An 18,751-nucleotide genomic window follows, 5' to 3' on the forward strand; every position below is an offset into this window, starting at 1 on the left:
TACGGATTTCAGCCGTAGCCAAGAGTATCGAAAGTTACCAGAAAGGGGAAGCCTTGCCGCAACTTTAAACGAACTATTGTGAAATTTTGGCCACATTGCTAAAAGGGTCTGAATGAATATCGCGCATGGAAGCGCCGGCAAAAAATGCGAGTTTTTTTCCGGACGAGACCATTTCGGGATGGCCGCACAAAAAAACGCGCCAGCCGGAAAGATCCGGATTTTCTTTGATGGCAACGTCATGCGCTCTGCCTGAAGCATAGCCTTGCGGTGCGCCATGAGCAGATACGCAGGGCGTGTATGCGAAATTGGGATGACGTAATGCCAAAGCCCTTAGTTCCTTGGACATGTAGAGGGATTCTGCGGTTTTACTGCCGTGGTAAAGCTTGATCGCTCCTCTGTGCCCTTGTGTCAGCGCATCGCGAATGATTCCATACAGTGGCGCCAATCCCGATCCGGTGCCGATTAGCAGCAAATTTTGATCGGGATCGTCGGCAATATAGAAGCAATTTCCATTCGCATCGGAAATATCTACGCTATCCCCAACCTTTAGGGCGTGATGAACCCAGGGGCTGACATTTCCATCGGGGAGTTTCCGGATATGCAAGTGCAGGTGCTCGTCAATTTCCGGCACGCTGGCCAGGGAATAGGAACGCGCGGTTACGGTGTCTTTATGCAGGTTGATAAACTGGCCTGGTTTGTATTTCAGCTTGGTGACCAGGCTTAACTCGAGACAGACGATATCTGCGTTGAGCGGGTTAATGTCAACAACGACGGCGGAGTATTTCCCCACACCCGCGCCGGGAAGCTTTGCCTCGATATCTTGTTCGGGAAAGCAGGCACAGGCCAAAAAGTAATTTTGAGCTGCCAGCGTTGGTTTTAAACCGACTTGCGCGGTCTCAGGCACTTTACCTGTGACTGCCTGCATCAAACAGGTTTGGCAAAGTCCTGCGCGACACGAAGACGGGATAGACACATCATGGGCAGTCAAGCAGTCAAGCACGGACTCATGCTCTTTACACTGGTATGACTGCCCTCCATAAGTGATACAGGGCATGATGTGATCCTGATTATTTGCCTAGAACGTCGTTGCGAGTGCTTTCAGCAATTGCCGCGGCTTGGGCAATGAGTTCGCCGGGAACGTTCAATTCCATCAGTGTCGCGCCAAGATTTTCCATGACTGCGTCAAAGTGCGAGTCGTTCAGGCCTTGTTTGACCAAGTGCGCATGGCCTTTCCGCATGTCTTCGCCGGTGTAATTGTGAGGACCGCCGAAAGCCATCGTCAGGAACGCCTTTTGTTTGGACGCTTGTTTATCCATGTCGACGCCGTCAAAAAAACGTTTGATACGATCATCCTTCAGTACCTTACGATAGAAAATATCCACTGCCGCATTGACCGCACCTTCACCGCCGATTTTTTCATACAAACTGCTCATAATCTCTCTCCCTTTAGATTTTTGATAAGCTGCGTTGTTCTAGTAAAACAAAACAGTAATTGCATCATTTAACGAAAATGGTATACATTCTTAACGTATTCTTAACAATTAGAGCGAAGTTAAGCGCTAAAGCGTCTAAAATGTATTCCAAATACATCTTATGTGGGGGCGTTATTCTTTGTCAAGCACAAACCAACCTGCCGGGAAATTGATATCGTGAAACTGACTATTTACACAGATTATTCATTACGTGTACTTTTGTACTTGGCATCAAAACCAGATGCTACGGCTACCATCACCGAGATAACCGAGTACTACAATATTTCACGTAATCACCTGGTCAAAGTGGTTCACAACTTGGGCATTCATGAGTTCATCATTACGAGCAGGGGCAAAAATGGCGGGATAAGGCTTGCGCGTCCCGCCGAAGCCATTTTGTTAAGCGATGTGGTCAGGAAAACAGAGCCTGACATGGATCTGTTGGAATGTTTCAATCCCCAAACGGACAACTGTGTGATAAGCCCGACTTGCCGCCTGAAGTCGATGTTGTACGAAGGGCGGTCGGCCTTCATGGCTGTGCTTGAGAAAAATACACTGGCCGATGCAGCCAGGCCGATTGCCCAGCCGAAATCCGCGGGAACGGTGCGTGTGAACATCTCTGAGTTAAAGCGCTAGGGGAAGAACGGAATCCGTGAGGCTTATCGAATGCGGCAGGCGTGATTTCGGGCGGCAAATCATATTAGCAAGGCGTCCGGCCAGCCTTTGAGCAGGTTCACAACTCAGGGGCGACGTCCACCCTTTGAGGAAGGGATAACCGGCTTTTTCCTGCAGGGTTTCTTCAAATTCTAAAGTGTGTGACTGTGTAATTGAGCAACCCTTTCATTGCGTGATTGGTCTCGTCGACGTTTCGGGTTTGGCATGCATCATGTAGCCCGTTAATGAAATCAATGATTCATTTGTGCTGCATATCCAATGACGGGAATTTCGGATTCCGGATCTCGCGTCCATTCCATGTATGCCATGCCCCCGTCCTCGCAATCTCGCTAAATTCTAGTTATGAGTGCAATAACTGCTTTTGCACCAGGTATTCAAATGCAATCTGAGCTCAGCAGGAGTTGCTATATTTGTTTGCGGGGAAGGGGGCTAGCGGGGCTCAATCTGCCACAGGTGTTGCGAAACAGAAAACCATGCTCCCAGCCATCCCAGATAAGCGGAGAATCCAAGCAGAGTTATGCTGTCGACCGGGGAGAGGTGTTGCAAGCTGAAGTTGCTGACATAAAGCTGGGTCAGCGCGCCGATCTGGTGATTGAGCAGTTGCAGGCTGGCTGCAACCAGCAGCCACGCCGCGATTCCGCCCAGCAATCCCTGGGTGAGGCCGAAATAAAGAAAGGGACGGCGAATGAAGGCATCGGTGGCGCCGATGAGCTTGGCTACTTCGATTTCCTCGCGTCGCGTGAGTATCTGCAAACGGATGGTATTGAAGGTGATGGCGATCAGAGCGAAGCTCAATAACGCCGCAAGAATGGCGACTGCCATGCGTCCGAAATCCAGCAGGGCCTCCAGTTTATGCACCCAGGCCGAGTCCAGTTGAACATGCTCGAAGTGCTGCCACGTTTTCAGTTCATCCCTCAAGGCCTCCAGTGCCGCCACACTGCCGTCTTCCGGGTAGATGACAAAAGCATCCGGCAACGGGTTTTGCGACAATCCGCCGATCACGTCTGCCAAGCCTGTACTTTGTTGCAATTTTTTCAAAGCAGCATCTCGCGATACAAATTCGATGCGTTTGATGCCGGCGTGCTGCCTGAGTTTGTCTCCAATATGATCGATCTCGCTGGCGCTGGCGCTGGTGCCGGAAGCAAGGAACACGCTTACCTGCGGTGTGCCCGCGATCCGGGAACCAATCGTCTGTGCGCTTTTCAACAACACATAGCCTCCAACCGGCAGACTCAGGGCGATGCCGATGATGAGGATATTCAGCAACGACGCATTGGGCGTGAGTAACAAGTGGCGCAGGGTGAATCGAAGCACGCGCAGGTGTTCGTTGAGCGTTCTCATGTTTGCAGCTCCCCCTTTTTGAGGTGCAAGGCGCGCGCAGGAAACTGGCGCAGGATGCTCTCGTCGTGGGTGGAGATGAGCAGCGTGACCCCGACCTGGTGGAACGATTTGAAGATGTTCATGATCTCGTTCGAGTATTCGGTGTCGAGATTGCCGGTGGGCTCGTCTGCCAGCAGGATGGTGGGACGGTTCACGATGGCGCGGGCGATGCAAAGACGCTGCTGCTCGCCGCCGGAGAGCGCGACAGGATTCGCTTTTTCGCGATCAAGCAGTCCGACCTTGTCCAGCGCTGCGCGCACGCGTTTGGCACTCTCGCGATGATCAAAGCCGCAAATCTGCAGGGGCAGCATCACGTTGTCGAAAGCATTGCGGTCGAACAGCAATTTGTGATCCTGGAAGATCAGCCCGATGTTGCGGCGCAAATGCGGGATGGCGGCGGGTTTGATGGATCGGATGTTCTGCCCTTTAACCAGCACTCCGCCACTGCTCGGGCGTTCAATGGCGGCAATAAGTTTGAGCAGCGTACTCTTGCCTGCACCGGAGTGTCCGGTCAGATATACCATCTCACCCTCGGCGACATCGAAGCTGAGATTTTTCAGCGCTTCATGCCCGCCGGGGTAGCGTTTGTAGACCTGGTTGAGTTTGATCATTGTCCGTGGCCAAGTAGTGCGTCTACAAAATCTTCAGCCATGAACGGCCGTAAATCGTCCAATCCTTCCCCCACGCCGATGAAGCGTACTGGAATCGGATGCGCCTTGGCGATGGCGGCGATGACGCCGCCTTTGGCAGTGCCATCGAGTTTGGTCAGCACCAGTCCGGTGACATTCAGCGCATCATCGAAAGCTTTGACTTGCGATAGCGCGTTCTGTCCGGTGTTGGCGTCCAGCACCAGCAGTACCTCATGCGGTGCATCGGGCAAGGCCTTGGCGATCACGCGCTTCACTTTTTTGATTTCTTCCATCAGGTGCGCTTGCGTGGTCAGGCGTCCGGCGGTATCTGCCAGTACGATGTCGATACCGCGTGCCTGTGCAGCCTGCACTGCGTCATAAATCACTGCGGCAGCATCGCCGCTTTGCTGCGCAATCACGGTGACGCCGTTGCGCTTGCCCCATTCCATGAGTTGTTCGCGGGCCGCAGCGCGGAAGGTGTCGCCTGCAGCCAGCAGCACCGATTTCCCCTGGCCCTGGAAGTGTTTGGCCAGTTTGCCAATGGAGGTGGTCTTGCCCGCGCCGTTGACGCCGCACAGCATGATGACGAAAGGCTTGTGCGCGCTGGCATCCAGGGGTTGCGCCAGCGGCTGCAACATCTTGAACAGGGCGTGCGCCAGCGCTTCCTTCAATTGGCCGGCTTCAGTCAACCGCTCCTCCTTCACATGGCGACGCACATCAGCCAGCAGCGAACGCGTTGCATCCATGCCCACATCGGCGGTAATGAGAATGGTCTCCAGCTCTTCGTAAAGATCTTCGTCTATCCTGCCGCCGGGAACCAGCAGGGCAGTGAGCTGTCCACCTGTGCGCGCCAAGCCATTCGTCAAGCGGGCTAGCCAGTTTGTCGATTCGGCGGAGGCGGGAGTTTTTTTCAGAAAACTAAACATGCGGGTATTCGGGTGTGGAAGAAATGTCGCATAATGCACCCTTATTTTATGTCAATCGCGCATTCATGGGATAAGGAAATGAGAATCCGTTTAATAGTTATTGCGCTATTGCTTCAAATTTCGTCCGTGGCGCAGGCGGATGTGTACGAAAAGACCTTGAGCAACGGGCTCAAGGTCATTGTGAAGGAAGACCACCGTGCCCCCGTGCTGGTGCAGCAGGTGTGGTACCACACGGGGAGCATGGATGAAAAAACCGGGACCACCGGCGTGGCGCATGTGCTGGAACATATGATGTTCAAAGGGACAAAAAAGGTTCCGGTCGGACAGTTCTCGAAGATCATCGCTGCGGCTGGCGGGCGCGAGAACGCATTTACCAGCTACGACCACACCGCTTACTTCCAGCAACTGCATAAATCCAAACTGGCTTTGGCCATGGAACTTGAATCGGACCGTATGCACAATCTGCAGATGGCTGAAAAAGAGTTCAACAAGGAAATTAAAGTGGTGATGGAAGAGCGCCGCTGGCGCACCGACGATGACCCCCACTCGCTGATGTATGAAAAACTGATGGCAACGGCGTTTTCCGAACATCCTTACCATCACCCCGTGATCGGCTGGATGATCGATATCCAGAACATGACTGCAGCCGACGCATTGAACTGGTACAAGACCTGGTATGCGCCCAACAATGCGACATTGGTGATAGCAGGCGACGTCAAGGCAAGCGAGGTATTTGCATTGGCGCAGCGATACTACGGCGGAATACCCGCCGTGAAATTACCGCAGCGAAAGGCCGTGGGCGAAGCGGCTCAACTCGGCATCCAGCGCATCGTGGTCAAGGCACCGGCAGAACTTCCCTATCTCATCATGGCCTATCATGCCCCGACCTTGCGCGATACCGAAAAGGACTGGAAGCCGTATGCCCTGGAAATGCTGGCCGGCGTGCTGGATGGCAACAGTTCCGCGCGTTTGAACAAAGCACTGGTACGAGACCAGCAAGTGGCAATGGATGTGGGTACCGGCTACGACAGTGTGGCACGCGGTCCGGGTATGTTCGTGCTGGAAGGAACGCCCCGGGAAGGCAAGACTGTGGGCGATGTCGAGAATGCCATTCGCGAGCAACTTGCATTGCTGGTGCGCGACGGTGTGAGTGCCGACGAGTTGCAGCGCGTCAAGGCGCAGGTGATGGCAGGCGAAGTCTACAAACGCGATTCGGTGTTTTATCAGGCGATGCAGATCGGCCAGATGGAAAGCGATGGACTTTCATACAAGGACATACCGGTGATGCTGCAGAAATTGCAGGCGGTCACTGCGCAGCAAGTACAGGATGTGGCGCGCGAGATATTCAACGACGACCAACTGACTGTCGCAACGCTTGATCCCCAACCCTTATCAGGCAAACCCATGCATGCCGGAGGAGCATTCCATGTTCACTAGACTCCTTTCTATCGCGATTCTTTTGGGCGCAGCAAGCTCCGCGATCGCCACACCGCAGATACAGCATTGGCAGTCGGCTAGCGGCGCCCGCGTGTATTTTGTGGAAGACCACGGTTTGCCGATGCTGGATGTGGCAGTGAACTTCCCGGCCGGTAGCGGCTTCGATGTGGCGGGGAAAGTGGGTGTGGCGAACATGACTTTCGGCATGCTCGACAGCGGCTCTCAAGACCTGAGCGAAGATGACATCGCACGCAAACTGGCAGATATCGGCGCTCAAATGGGCGACCAGTTGGATGCCGACCGTGCCGGATTGACTCTGCGCACCTTGAGCACCGCACGGGAACGCGATGCGGCTCTGGATATTCTGGCGCGCTGTCTGCAGCAACCCTTGTTTCCCGACGCGGTTTTGCAGCGCGAAAAGGCACGTTTGATCGCCTCCCTGAAAGAGTCCGAGACGCAACCGGAAAGCATCGCAGACAAGGCGTTTGCCAAGGCAGTGTTCGGTGTGCATCCTTACGGATGGCGCACCGAAACGGCGGACATAGAAAAGATCCAGCGCGCTGACCTGGAGGATTTTTACCGTGCGCACTACAGCGCAAAACATGCCGTTGTTGCACTGATGGGAGATATTACCCGCGCACAGGCCGAAACCATTGCGCAACAACTGACAGCCAAGTTGCCTGATGGCGATGCTGATCCGCGTATCGCACCGGTTACGATACGCATCCAGCCCAGCGAGCAGCGCATTCCGCATCCGGCCAGCCAGAGTCACATCCTGATAGGCACGCCGGGGATTGCGCGCAACGATGAAGATTATTTTCCGCTGTATGTCGGCAACTATATTCTGGGTGGAGGTGGATTTGTCTCGCGTCTGATGAACGAGGTGCGAGAGAAGCGCGGTATGGCATACAGCGTATACAGCTACTTTATACCGATGCAGCAACCCGGCGCGTTCCAGATCGGTTTGCAGACCAAGAAAGAACAGGCCGACGAATCACTGCGTCTGGTGCGTCAGACCTTGCGCACGTTCATCGACAAGGGGGTGAGCGAAAAAGAACTGCGGGCAGCCAAACAGAACATCATCGGCGGATTTCCCCTGCGCATCGATAGCAATAAAAAGATACTGGACTATCTCAGCGTGATCGGTTTCTACGAATTGCCGCTGACCTATCTGGATGACTTTACCGCCAAGGTGGAAAAGGTCACGACCAAACAGATACACGATGCTTTCAAGCGTCGCATCGATCCGGATGCGCTGGCAACGGTGATTGTAGGTGCACCGACGGTAGACACTCCGCAACCGTCCTCCGGTCGGGCGGAATTGACACATCCGGAAGCGGAGAAGGCAAATAAATAAGGTTCGCATCATCGGCGGCACCCATCGCAGCCGCCTGATCGAATTCCCGGATGCCGACGGATTGCGGCCCACGCCGGACCGGGTACGCGAAACGCTATTCAACTGGCTGGGACAAACGCTGTACGGCAAGCGTTGTCTGGATTTGTTTGCGGGAAGCGGGGCTTTGGGGTTTGAAGCCGCTTCGCGTGGCGCGGAGCAAGTGCTGATGGTGGAAAATAATCGCACCGTTTACCAGTCCCTGCAGGCCAATGCCCAAAAATTGGGATTGAGCAATATAGCCTTACGCTGCGAGGATGGGCTAAAATTCGCCCGGCAAGAAAACGGGCTGTTTGACGTGGTCTTTCTTGACCCCCCCTTTAAGAGCGATTTCCTGCCCCGGATACTTCCCTTGCTGGAAAATAGTCTGGCGCCAGACGGGGTGGTCTACCTGGAGAGCGGGATACCTTTTGAACCGGATTCCGCCTGGCGAGAGCTTAAGCGAGCCAAGGCAGGTGCGGTCCATTACCAATTATTAGAGCGTAAACAGACATGATCAAAGTGGTTTACCCGGGGACTTTCGATCCCATCACGCGCGGGCATGAAGATGTGGTGCGGCGTGCCGCGGGCTTGTTCGGCGAAGTGGTGGTGGCGATTGCGGCCAGCCGCAGTGCAACGCTATTTACGCTGGAGGAGCGCGTGGCGATGGCACGCGAAGTGTTCTCCGGCTTCGGCAACGTCAAGGTCGAGGGTTTCGACAGCCTGCTGATGAGCTATGTAAAGGCGCAAAACGCACGGGTGGTACTGCGCGGATTGCGCGCCGTATCGGATTTTGAATACGAGTTCCAGATGGCGGGCATGAACCGCACGCTGCATCCCGATGTCGAAACCCTGTTCCTGACCCCGGCCGAGCAATATACCTTCATTTCTGCCAGTATCGTGCGCGAGATCGCGCGCTTCGGAGGGGATGTGGGCAAGTTCGTGTCGCCGCTGGTAGCGGCGAAATTGAAAGAAAAATATCTACGATAAGGAGAGTAATAATGTCACTGATCATCACCGACGAATGTATCAACTGCGATGTGTGCGAACCGGAATGCCCGAACGGCGCCATCTCGCAAGGCGATACCATATATATAATCGACCCGAACAAATGCACCGAGTGTGTGGGTCACTACGACACGCCGCAATGCGTGGAGGTGTGTCCGGTCGATTGCATTCCGCATGACTCGGCGCATGTGGAAACCAAGGAGCAGTTGCAGGCCAAGTATGAGAAGTTGATGGCCGCTAAAGCTTAGAGAAATTGCAGGCTATATGAAGCCCGCGCACAGGCGCGGGCTTTTTTTTGCATGTATCAGCTTCAATTCCATGCCGGACAGGAGTAATGTTGGCAACGGAGGATGTGGTTCAAAGCAAACAACAAGATTCAGCACATATGGACCCACAAATCAGCAGTTCAAATTCGCCACGCTTCACTCTTGGCCCGATACTGGTTGTTGCGGGGTTCATATTGGTTGTCTTGCTGGCGGGCAATATGCTGTTCGTTTACTTGCGCGACGGAGTCAGGCTGGAAGTTCAGCGCAATATCGCGGCGGTGGGGGCGCTCAAGGCCAACCAGATAAACGATTGGCTGAATGATCATCAAACCGATGCCGGAATGCTTTCCGGCAATTCATATTTGTTGCACGAGGCGCAGTTGTGGATGCGTGACGGAGCGCACAACGATGCCAGGCGCGCACAGCTTGTCAATCGTTTCGAAGAATTCATTAACCTGCTTCATTACCAGGCCATCGTTCTGTACGATGCGTCCGGGCATGTTCTGTTGAGCACAGGTGAGTATGTTCCGGATGCTCTGGAAATGGCAAAGGAAGCACGCGCCGCAGCCGCTTCCTGCCAGCACAAGTTCATAGACCTGCATCAATACCAGGATGAGAATCGCGCTATCCGACTGGGTTTCATGAGCCCGCTATTGGCTGGTGAAACTTGTTTCGGGGCGCTCTATCTGGTGGAGGATCCTGCCCGATATCTCTTCCCCTTGATTCATTATTGGCCGAACGAAAGCGAGACCGCCGAGACTCAGCTTGTTCGTAGAGACGGTGACCAGGTACTGTTCCTTGATCAACTCCGTTACCGCTCCGAGCCCCCCCTGACATTCAGATTGCCACTGGATACACAGCAGGCCTCAGCTATCGCACTGCGCGGCAAACAAGGCTTGCTTGAAAATGCGCAAAATTATCGCGGCAAGTCCGTACTGGCTTATGCCGCGGCAATCAGCGGGACGCCGTGGATGCTGATTTCAAAGATCGACGAGGAGGAAGCCTATCGATTGGTGGATCGAATGGAGCGGACGGCAGGCGTTCTTGTCCTGTTCGTCTTTTGTTTGATCGGAGCATGGTTCTGGCAATGGCGCCGACGGGTTTTGGCGGAGGCGGAAACGGCAGTACTGAATCAGCGGGTTATCGCCGATGAATTGAGAATGGAGGGCGAGAAGCGTTTTCGCACCATATTCGAACTCACTTCACTTCCCATGGTGCGTAATTCGCTGACCGGGGAATACATCGAAGTCAATGAAGCATGGTGCAAATTGTTCGGTTACAGCCGGGAAGAAGTGTTGTCGCAACATCTGACCTGGCAACAGCTTACCCACCCTGACGATTTGGGACCCAGTGACTCGATGTTGAAAAAAATGCTGGCGGGTGAGATGGCAGACTACAAGATCGAGAAACGCTATCTCCACAAGGATGGCAGGATGCTGTGGGCGAGCGTGCAAGTGACGTTGGTACGCAATGAACAAGGTGAGCCTGATTTCACCATCGGCACCATTCAGGACATCACAGAGCGCAAGCAGGCAGAAAAAATGATCAACTTCATGGCCTATCACGACAGGCTGACTGGTCTGCCCAACCGGGCATTGTTGTTCGACCGGTTGTCGCAAGCCATGTCGCAGGCCAAGCGTGATGGCAAGTCTGTGGCCTTGCTGTTTGCCGACCTGGACGGTTTCAAGGCGGTCAATGACATGCACGGGCATGAAGCCGGGGACAATGTACTGAAGATGGCGGCGCAACGGTTTCTGGCCTGTGTGCGGGAGGTTGACACGGTGGCGCGTTTCGGCGGAGATGAATTCGCAATCATCCTGGGCAATCTGGATGACTCGCAACAAGCGAAGGGCGTTGCCGAGAAAATCGTTCAGGCATTTGCCCAAAGCATGGCTCTGGCGGACGGAAGCGAGTGCAGCGTTGGGGCAAGCGTGGGAATCAGTGTCTATCCGGAGAACGGCAGCGCGATGGATAACCTGATGACTGCGGCCGATCAGGCAATGTATGAAAGTAAACATATAGGAAGAAATTCCTATACTTTCTACCGGGCCAAGACCTCGCTCAAGGACGATCCTGTATGGTTCAAAATCGAAGATAGTCATCTGGTGGGCGTGGATGAGATCGACGAACAGCATAGAAATCTGGTTTATATGGTGAATCGGTTGAATGACGCGTTGAAGCGCGACGACTCGTCGGAGACGATTTTGCTGATGTTCGATGAACTGCAGGTGGCGACCAAGCATCACTTCGATACGGAAAGCCGGTACATGGCCAATTGCGATTACCCGGAGCGGGACGCGCATGAGGCAGAGCATGCCCAACTGTTGAACCAGCTGCAGCGCTTCAAGGTGCAATTCAACGAGGGGCGCGAATTATTGGTCTTGCAGTCGATCAAGGACTGGCTGCTGGGACACATCACTTACTCGGACAAGAAGATGGCAACCTATCTGGCGCAGCACGGAGTGGAGTGAGTCAGCGCTGGCATGCCGGACAATAAAATGTTGAACGCTGTCCCTGCCTTATTTGCTTGATGATCGAGCCGCATACGCGACAGGGCTCCCCGGTACGGCCATAAACGAAATAACTCTGCTGGAAATAGCCGCTGCTGCCGTTGCTGTGCACGAAATCTCGCAGCGTGCTGCCTCCTTGCGTGATGGCCTCAAGCAATACCTCTTTTATATTCTGTGCAAGGCGCCGGCAGCGCGGCAGGGAGAGCTTGTTGGCGGCCAGTTGCGGGCGAATGCCGGCTCGAAACAGGGATTCATTGGCGTAGATGTTGCCTACGCCGACAACCAGATGGCTGTCCATGATTGTCATCTTGATTGCAGCGCTGCGTGAACGGGTGGCAAGGTGCAGATATTCCCCATTGAAGTCCGGTCCCAACGGTTCAGGGCCGAGCGCTGCCAGCAATGGATGTTCTGCGATATCACCGGCGTGCCAAAGTACTGCGCCGAAGCGGCGGGGATCGCGCAGACGCATCAACTGCCCGCCTTCCAGCACCAGGTCGAAATGGTCGTGCTTTTCGGCCGGCGTACCCGGCTGCTGAATACGCAGGCTGCCGCTCATGCCCAGATGCAAAATGAGCGTGCCATGCTCGAATTCAATGAGCAGATATTTGGCACGGCGCCGCAAGCCGCGTATGACATGCCCGCGCAGCAAGTTCGGCAGGTCTTTTGGAATGGGCCAGCGCAGTTTGGGATTGCGGACGACGACATCCGCGACGCGGCGTTGGCTGAGGTGCGGTGCGATGCCGCGCAGGGTGGTTTCGACCTCGGGTAGTTCTGGCATCGTTCAGTGTTTTCTGCGCCACCATTGCAGCGTGCCTATAGCGATGAGCAACAGCGGCAGCAAGACGAGGAAGCTTACGCTGATCGTGGTCAACTGGTTTTTGCTCAGGGCGATCTTGCCGTCTTTCGCCGCGTGCGGCTGTACGGTGATGAGGCGCTCTTCTTTTGCCAGCCAGTTCACCATGTTGACGCCCAGATCGAGGTTGCCTCCGTTGCCGGAATAGATGTTGGCGAGGAAACTGCCGGTGCCGACCACGATGATGCGTTGTTCCCTGTCGTTTACGGTGCGCTGCAGTGTGACGGCCAGACTGAACGGGCCAGGGATGTCGCGGTTCTTGTCGAGGTGTTTGCTGATCCCGTGATCGCTGGTCCAGCCGCGCGGCGCTCCTTCAACCAGAGGGTGGATTTGCCATCCATCCTTCTGGTCGAAAGAAATTGCACGCGCGTCCGGGAAGACCGTGATGAGGTCGAAATTGCGCGTTATGGCTTGCGGCGGGTAGCCTGTGCCCAGTGTCCAATTCAAGGGAGCGTTCATTTCTTGTGCGGCGGGATCGATCACGATGCCGGGAATGAACGATATTCCCAGCTTTTCGGCCAGCGGTTCCAGGCCGCGTAACGGCTCTGCATCCACCAGCCACAGCAGATTCCCGCCGTTATCGATGTAATGCAGCAGCTTGCTGACTTCACCCGGCATCAATCTTATTTGCGGATGGGTGATCACCATCATGCTGGTGTTGGCGGGTATATCCTGCGCCAACGCAAGATTGAGGCTGACAGTGCTGTAGCCGAGCTGTTTCAGTCGGGCCCCGAAGTCACCGAGGTCGTCGTTGGCGATGCCTTCCAGCTTGCGCTCGCCGTGGCCGCCCAGATACATCAGCGTTTGGTCCTTGTCGTGAGCCAGGCTCAGCAAGGCGCTGGAAAGCGTCTGCTCGTTCAGTGTGGTGAGGTGCTCATTGCGCCCCGCGTACTCCACCACCATTTCACCGTTACCCTTGATGGTGACTTTGCGCATCGCTTCCGGTTCTTTGACGGGATCGACGAAGGTCAGCGAGATGTCGGGTTTGTAGCGTTGGTATAAGGCAACGAATTCACTGATGAATTTGCGTATGTCGCCAAATCGCGCGTCCTGCTGGGTGGCATACACCGTGATCTTTACCGGTCCTTTCAACAGGGCCAATGCATCCACGCTGCCGGGCTCCAGGCTGTTGAGCGCATTCTGCGTGACGTCCCACTGCGCGGGATAACGCGCAGCCAGCTGGAACAGCGCGCCCGCAGCCACCAGTACGAGCAATAGCGCAGCGATTCGTTTGAGCGGGGGCAGGAAGCGTTTCATGATGCGCGGAGCCGCTCGTCGTTCAAATGGCGTATCGTCAGCCACAGCAAGGTGGCGATGAACAGCACAAAATAGATCAGGTCGGCACTGTTGATCAGTCCCGCGTTAAGCGTCTGGAAGTGCGAGTTCGGCGAGATTGCGCGCAGAAAACCGCGGCTGTCGCTGGCGGTTAAATCAAGCATCCACAGGCCGAACGATATTCCCAGCGCACCGGCGGCGGCGATGACGGGTTGCTTGTTCAAGGCTGAAAAATACAGGCCCAGCGCAGCATAGCTGGCGGCGAGCAACAGCACACCCAGAATATTGGCGAGCATAAGCCCGATATCGGCATGCGTGCCCAGCAACAGCGTGGATAGCATTGCAGAGCAGCATGCGACGATGAACACGATCAGCATCATCAGGCCGAGGAATTTGCCCAGCACGATTTGGGTGGCAGAAACGGGGGCGGTGAGCAGCAGCACCCATGTCCGGTTGCGGCGTTCCTCCGCGATCAGGCGCATGGTGAATAGCGGGATCAGCATCATCAGCATCAGCGCCAGCACGCTGCACAACGGGGAGGCGATGGCGATGGTCGCTCCCGGCCCGTTGTCGAGCTGGGCCAGTTGCGCCTGCACTTGCAGATAATCGTCAATGCGTCCGAAGTAGAACCAGGCGAACAGGAATTGCATCAGCGCCAATATCCACCAGGTGGAAGGTGCCGAGACCAGACTGAGTAATTCCTTTTTTGCGATGATGCGGATCATGTAGAAGCAGCCTCGTTTTCGGTGATCAGCAAGAATGCCTCTTCCATATTGCCGTTCGTCAGCATTTCCGCACTGCTTCCGCTATAAATCAGGCGGCCTTTTTGCAGAATGATGACGCGGTCGCAGAGGCTCTCGACTTCGTTCAGCAGGTGCGTGGAAAGAATCACGCTGCTACTGTTCCCGAGTTCGCGGATGAGCGCGCGAATGTCGCGGATCTGTGCCGGATCGAGGCCGACGGTGGGCTCGTCCAAAACCACAACTGCGGGGTTGTGGATGATGGCCTGGGCGATGCCCACACGTTGCTGGTAGCCTTTGGACAGCGCTCCGATGAGTTTCTTGCCGTAATCCTGCAAGCCGCAGCGTTGCTTCGACAGTTCCAGTGCAGCGGCAAGTTTTGAAGGAGGTATGCGGTGCAGGCGTGCGGCGAACAGCAGAAAGTCATCGACGCGCATGTCGCGATACAGCGGAGGATGCTCCGGCAAGAACCCGATGCAGGCCTTTGCCTGTTGGGGTTGCTTCAACAGATCAAAGCCGCATACCTCAATCTGCCCGCTTTGCGGCGGCAATGCGCCCGTGAGCATTTGCAAGGTCGTGCTTTTTCCGGCGCCGTTGTGTCCCAGCAGGCCTAACACCTCGCCCCGCCTCAGTTCCAGCGACACGTTGTTCACCACCAGATTGTGGTCGCGGCGACGCACCAGATTTTGTGCCGAAAGGGTGATGGGAGGATTCATTGCGGTTGCGATATTTTATTCATGCGCATTGTCGGAATATAACCCAATATCCGGAATCGCACCAAAGCAGTGGGTCATGCAAGCTCAAAACCTTCAGTTGAAGTCATCGAAATGTCACTTTACATTCATATCATCTGAATGCAGAATCCGCGCTTTTATTTTGCCGGGTTCCATTTGTGGGTATTTATTCGAGAATATAGTAGTTTTTCTGTCGGCAAGACAGGGGAGTAATCGGCACACTATCGCGCAGTTCGCTGCCTTTAACTCGCCGAGTGCGGGAAGCGGCATCAATGACCTGTCAAACGGTTCTACCCTTTTCCTTACTATCAATAACGCTGCTTGTGCTCAGGCCAACGGCGATATGTTTTGAATATCCCTGCTTCAGGTTTCCGCCTTAACAAGTAAGGAGAGGGCTGTGCGTTTTAAATTACCAGGCTTTCTGGGTGTAGTTTTCTCCTCGTTAGGGTTCGTGCTTGTATTGTTCGGGTGCGCCATCCCGTTCCGGTGCCAGGCAGACACATCCGATGTCGAGGATACGACCGCACGATTTCAGATGACATACAACTGGCAGAGACACCCTGCCTACCCGGCGGCTTATTCGGGGCCGAACAGCTTGAATGCGTACGCGGAGACGATGTACACATTCTCTGCGGACGCTTTTCTGGGGTTTCGCCCCTGGGAAGGAGGCGAAGTCTATTTCACTCCGGAACTCTTTCAGGGGGTGCCATTTTCCAACAATCTGGTTGGCATGGGCGGTTTCACCAACGGCGAAATCACCCGTGCCGCCGGACCCAGCCTCACTCTTTACCGGCAAAAACTTTTCTTGCGGCAGACCTGGGACAACGGTGGCGGTACTGAACATATCGAATCAGATCTCAACCAGATGGCCGGTTGGCATGACAAGAACCGCTTCGTCCTGACGATAGGTAATTTTTCGACGCTGGATGTTTTCGATCCGAATACCTATGCCAAGGATCCGCGCACCCAGTTCATGAACTGGGGGAACATGACTTATGCGGCCTACGACTATGCAGCCGATGCGCGCGGCTTCGGCTGGGGTTTTGCGGGCGAGTGGTATCAGGACGACTGGGTGCTGCGCTTCGGCCGAATGACAGGGCCCACGCAGCCCAACATGCTTTCAGTCGATACGGCAATCGGTTCCCATTACGGAGATCAGGTTGAAGTCGAACATGCGCATACGCTGTATGGCCGTCCCGGCAAAGTGAGGGTGTTGGGCTGGAGGGATCGTGCCGTACTCGCCAGTTTCAGCGATGCACTTGCCTGGCTCAATGCCCATCCGGGACAGTACACCGGACCGGATGCGCTTTACGCGGTACGCAATACCAACAAGATCAAATATGGCGTTGGCGTCAATGTTGAACAGGAGATCAGCGACAGTACGGGATTCTTCATGCGCGTCATGAAAGCGGACGGACGCACGGAGACTTATGCCTTTACCGAAGCCGATGCTTCGTTTTCCAGCGGTTTTCTGATCAAGGGTGACCGTTGGGGGCGCCACGAAGATAACGTCGGCATCTCATTGATGCGCAACACCATTTCGGCTGACCGTCGCCATTTCCTTGAGGCCGGCGGCATCTCCTTCTTCATAGGCGACGGCAGGTTGAATTACCGCCCGGAAGATATTTTTGAGGGCTTCTACAGTTTGAGCCTGGGCAAGGAATATTGGTTGACCGCGGATTATCAACTCATCCAGAACCCCGCATATAACGCCGATCGCGGGCCGATCGATGTTTATGCCCTGCGCTTCCACGCCGAGTTTTAACCGGTGGTTGCATTTCATGTCACTTGCAAATAGCAATAATCCAATCGAGTCTGGGGATTATTCGAGATATTCATTAAAAGTCGGTTAAAATCGTTTTCCTTCTTGGTTTCGTTTCATTTTTCCATGTGCAATTCCGGTTTTTTATCAAGGTGATCTGCTTGAAGGTACTGTTAAAAAATTCTGTGTCTCTTTGTCTGCTGGGCGTTTTATGCGGTTGCGCGGCAGGACCGGATTTCAAACGTCCGGTAGCGCCCGCGGCGACAGGTTATGGCTCGCCTGCCGTGACACAGGAAACTGCGTCGGCACAAGCACCGCTTGGCGAAGCGCAGAAATTCGTTCCGGCCCAGGACATACCTGCGGACTGGTGGACGCTGTTCCAGTCGCCACAGATCGATGCGCTGATCAAACGTGCCTTCAAAACCAACCCCGATATCGAAGCAGCTCAGGCCGCCTTGCGACAGGCGGAGGAGTATACGGCTGCCCAGCAGGGCTTTTTCTACCCCACGGTCGGGGCGAGCTACTCGCCTTCGCGCAACAAGCTGGCGGGCAACATGGGCGGCAACTCGCCCGGCATTCAAGGCAACGGCTCGGTCATCCAGACTTATTCCAACCCGGCGGGGCCGAAATACAACGGCCCGGCTTACTACAACTTCCACGTTGCGCAACTCACCGTCGGCTATGTACCGGATGTGTTCGGCATGAACCGCAGGGAAGTGGAATCGGCGCATGCGCAGGAAGAGGTGCAACAAATGCAGCTGGAGGCAACGTATATCACGCTTGCCTCCAACGTGGTGGCGGCCGCGATTCAGGAAGCTTCATTGCGTGCCCAGATCGAGGCGCAACTCAAGATCGTCAGCGTGAACCAGCAAGCGCTGGAAATCGTGCGCAACCAGCTCAAGCTCGGTTATGTCTCTGACATGGAAGTGACGCAGCAGGAGATGACTTGCGCGCTGGCCCAGCAAGCGCTGGCTCCATTGCAGCAACAACTGGAACAGACGCGGAACCTGTTGCGCGTCCTGGCGGGCAATACTCCGGATCAGGATATCGACGAGACATTTACCCTGGATTCGCTGCATTTGCCGCAGAAATTGCCGCTGAGTTTGCCTTCAAAACTGGTGGAACAGCGTCCGGACGTGCGCATTGCCGAAGCGCAGCTGCATTACGCCAGCGCCCAATACGGAGTCGCTATCGCCAATACACTGCCGCAGTTTGCCATCACCGGCGCGATTGGAGGGATGGCTTCGTCGCCGAACTGGATGTTCAAGAACGGCGGCGGTTTCTTTGATCTGACCGGTAATGTTGCGCAGACCATTTTCGACGGCGGAACGCTGCGCGCCAAATCGCGTGCAGCGCAACAAGGACTGAATCTTGCCGGTGCGCAATACCGCGGCGTAGTGATGTCTGCATTGCAGAACGTGGCCGATGCCCTGTATGTCATTCAATCCGATGCACAGGCATTGAAAGCGGCTGCGACAGCGGCAGAGGCGGCGGGAAAAATGGGCGATCTGACCCGGAAACAGTACGAGGCGGGCGCGGTGGATTTTCAGACCTTGCTGGTAGTGCAGCAGAACGAGCAGCTGGCAAATATCAATCTGGTGCAGGCGCAGACCAACCGGCTTGGGGACACGGCCGCACTGTTTCAGGCGCTGGGTGGCGGTTGGTGGAATCGCGCAACAAAAGAGATGGCAGGGGCTAAAACAGAGTGAGCA

Annotated in this window: 18 protein-coding genes; 9 read left to right on the forward strand and 9 right to left on the reverse strand. The window is 55.0% G+C overall.

The annotated features are described in order from the left end of the window. Positions 1-73 precede the first annotated feature (73 nt). Both QOY30_RS04330 and QOY30_RS04335 read right to left on the reverse strand, forming a co-directional pair. Entirely contained in the window at positions 74-1,054 is a 981-nt protein-coding gene (locus tag QOY30_RS04330; RefSeq protein WP_283743405.1) for a 2Fe-2S iron-sulfur cluster-binding protein, read from the reverse strand. A 13-nt stretch (positions 1,055-1,067) separates the two neighbouring features. After that, on the reverse strand, positions 1,068-1,433 hold the full coding sequence (locus tag QOY30_RS04335) for a group I truncated hemoglobin (RefSeq protein ID WP_283743406.1): 366 nt from the start codon (positions 1,431-1,433) through the stop codon (positions 1,068-1,070). A gap of 216 nt (positions 1,434-1,649) precedes the next feature. Between QOY30_RS04335 and QOY30_RS04340 the strand changes: the two genes are divergently transcribed. After that, positions 1,650-2,108: an Rrf2 family transcriptional regulator gene (locus tag QOY30_RS04340; RefSeq protein WP_283743407.1), complete on the forward strand. Its 459-nt coding sequence runs from the start codon at positions 1,650-1,652 to the stop codon at positions 2,106-2,108. Between the two features lie 468 nt (positions 2,109-2,576). Here the strand turns inward: QOY30_RS04340 and ftsX are convergent, their stop codons facing one another. The 3 genes from ftsX to ftsY are packed head-to-tail and all read right to left on the reverse strand — an operon-like array spanning position 2,577 to position 5,082. After that, on the reverse strand, positions 2,577-3,488 hold the full coding sequence (ftsX, locus tag QOY30_RS04345) for a permease-like cell division protein FtsX (RefSeq protein WP_283743408.1): 912 nt from the start codon (positions 3,486-3,488) through the stop codon (positions 2,577-2,579). Then, on the reverse strand, positions 3,485-4,138 hold the full coding sequence (gene ftsE / locus QOY30_RS04350) for a cell division ATP-binding protein FtsE (protein ID WP_283743409.1): 654 nt from the start codon (positions 4,136-4,138) through the stop codon (positions 3,485-3,487). The genes ftsX and ftsE overlap by 4 nt, the downstream gene beginning before the upstream one ends. Further along, positions 4,135-5,082, reverse strand: a complete 948-nt coding sequence (gene ftsY / locus QOY30_RS04355; protein WP_283743410.1) for a signal recognition particle-docking protein FtsY — start codon at positions 5,080-5,082, stop codon at positions 4,135-4,137. The genes ftsE and ftsY overlap by 4 nt, the downstream gene beginning before the upstream one ends. Positions 5,083-5,160: 78 nt before the next feature. Here ftsY and QOY30_RS04360 point away from each other — a divergent pair, with 78 nt between their 5' ends. The 6 genes from QOY30_RS04360 to QOY30_RS04385 all read left to right on the forward strand — a co-directional run bounded on the left by QOY30_RS04360 (position 5,161) and on the right by QOY30_RS04385 (position 11,636). After that, a complete protein-coding gene (locus tag QOY30_RS04360) occupies positions 5,161-6,519 on the forward strand; it encodes a M16 family metallopeptidase (RefSeq protein WP_283743411.1) in 1,359 nt (452 codons plus the stop codon). Continuing rightward, positions 6,509-7,876 (forward strand): M16 family metallopeptidase, encoded by a 1,368-nt coding sequence (locus QOY30_RS04365; RefSeq protein WP_283743412.1) that lies wholly within the window; start codon positions 6,509-6,511, stop codon positions 7,874-7,876. Before QOY30_RS04360 ends, QOY30_RS04365 begins: the two co-directional genes overlap by 11 nt. Positions 7,877-7,913: 37 nt before the next feature. Continuing rightward, a complete protein-coding gene (gene rsmD / locus QOY30_RS04370; RefSeq protein WP_502958705.1) occupies positions 7,914-8,408 on the forward strand; it encodes a 16S rRNA (guanine(966)-N(2))-methyltransferase RsmD in 495 nt (164 codons plus the stop codon). Beyond that, positions 8,405-8,881 (forward strand): pantetheine-phosphate adenylyltransferase, encoded by a 477-nt coding sequence (coaD, locus tag QOY30_RS04375; protein WP_283743413.1) that lies wholly within the window; start codon positions 8,405-8,407, stop codon positions 8,879-8,881. Before rsmD ends, coaD begins: the two co-directional genes overlap by 4 nt. Positions 8,882-8,892: 11 nt before the next feature. Beyond that, positions 8,893-9,147, forward strand: a complete 255-nt coding sequence (locus QOY30_RS04380; protein WP_283743414.1) for a YfhL family 4Fe-4S dicluster ferredoxin — start codon at positions 8,893-8,895, stop codon at positions 9,145-9,147. 137 nt (positions 9,148-9,284) lie between these two features. After that, complete coding sequence (locus QOY30_RS04385) at positions 9,285-11,636, forward strand: bacteriohemerythrin (RefSeq protein ID WP_283743415.1); 2,352 nt, start codon at positions 9,285-9,287, stop codon at positions 11,634-11,636. A gap of 1 nt (position 11,637) precedes the next feature. On the opposite strand, the gene mutM is transcribed toward QOY30_RS04385, so the two are convergent. The 4 genes from mutM to QOY30_RS04405 are packed head-to-tail and all read right to left on the reverse strand — an operon-like array spanning position 11,638 to position 15,259. Next, positions 11,638-12,453, reverse strand: coding sequence for a bifunctional DNA-formamidopyrimidine glycosylase/DNA-(apurinic or apyrimidinic site) lyase (gene mutM, locus QOY30_RS04390; RefSeq protein ID WP_283743416.1), 816 nt, complete (start codon positions 12,451-12,453; stop codon positions 11,638-11,640). Positions 12,454-12,456: 3 nt separating this feature from the next. Beyond that, positions 12,457-13,785: a GldG family protein gene (locus tag QOY30_RS04395; RefSeq protein ID WP_283743417.1), complete on the reverse strand. Its 1,329-nt coding sequence runs from the start codon at positions 13,783-13,785 to the stop codon at positions 12,457-12,459. Further along, the gene (locus QOY30_RS04400; protein ID WP_283743418.1) at positions 13,782-14,528 is read right to left on the reverse strand and encodes an ABC transporter permease subunit; all 747 of its coding nucleotides are present in this window, start codon (positions 14,526-14,528) and stop codon (positions 13,782-13,784) included. The genes QOY30_RS04395 and QOY30_RS04400 overlap by 4 nt, the downstream gene beginning before the upstream one ends. Next, the gene (locus tag QOY30_RS04405; RefSeq protein WP_283743419.1) at positions 14,525-15,259 is read right to left on the reverse strand and encodes an ABC transporter ATP-binding protein; all 735 of its coding nucleotides are present in this window, start codon (positions 15,257-15,259) and stop codon (positions 14,525-14,527) included. Before QOY30_RS04405 ends, QOY30_RS04400 begins: the two co-directional genes overlap by 4 nt. A 415-nt stretch (positions 15,260-15,674) precedes the next feature. Between QOY30_RS04405 and QOY30_RS04410 the strand changes: the two genes are divergently transcribed. Both QOY30_RS04410 and QOY30_RS04415 read left to right on the forward strand, forming a co-directional pair. After that, positions 15,675-17,042 carry a carbohydrate porin gene (locus QOY30_RS04410; RefSeq protein ID WP_283743420.1) on the forward strand — a complete coding sequence of 456 codons (1,368 nt, stop codon included), beginning with the start codon at positions 15,675-15,677 and terminating at the stop codon, positions 17,040-17,042. 158 nt (positions 17,043-17,200) lie between these two features. Next, the gene (locus QOY30_RS04415) at positions 17,201-18,748 is read left to right on the forward strand and encodes an efflux transporter outer membrane subunit (protein WP_283743421.1); all 1,548 of its coding nucleotides are present in this window, start codon (positions 17,201-17,203) and stop codon (positions 18,746-18,748) included. Positions 18,749-18,751: the final 3 nt, after the last annotated feature.

The organism is Sideroxydans sp. CL21 (assembly GCF_902459525.1).
GTDB lineage: Bacteria > Pseudomonadota > Gammaproteobacteria > Burkholderiales > Gallionellaceae > Sideroxyarcus.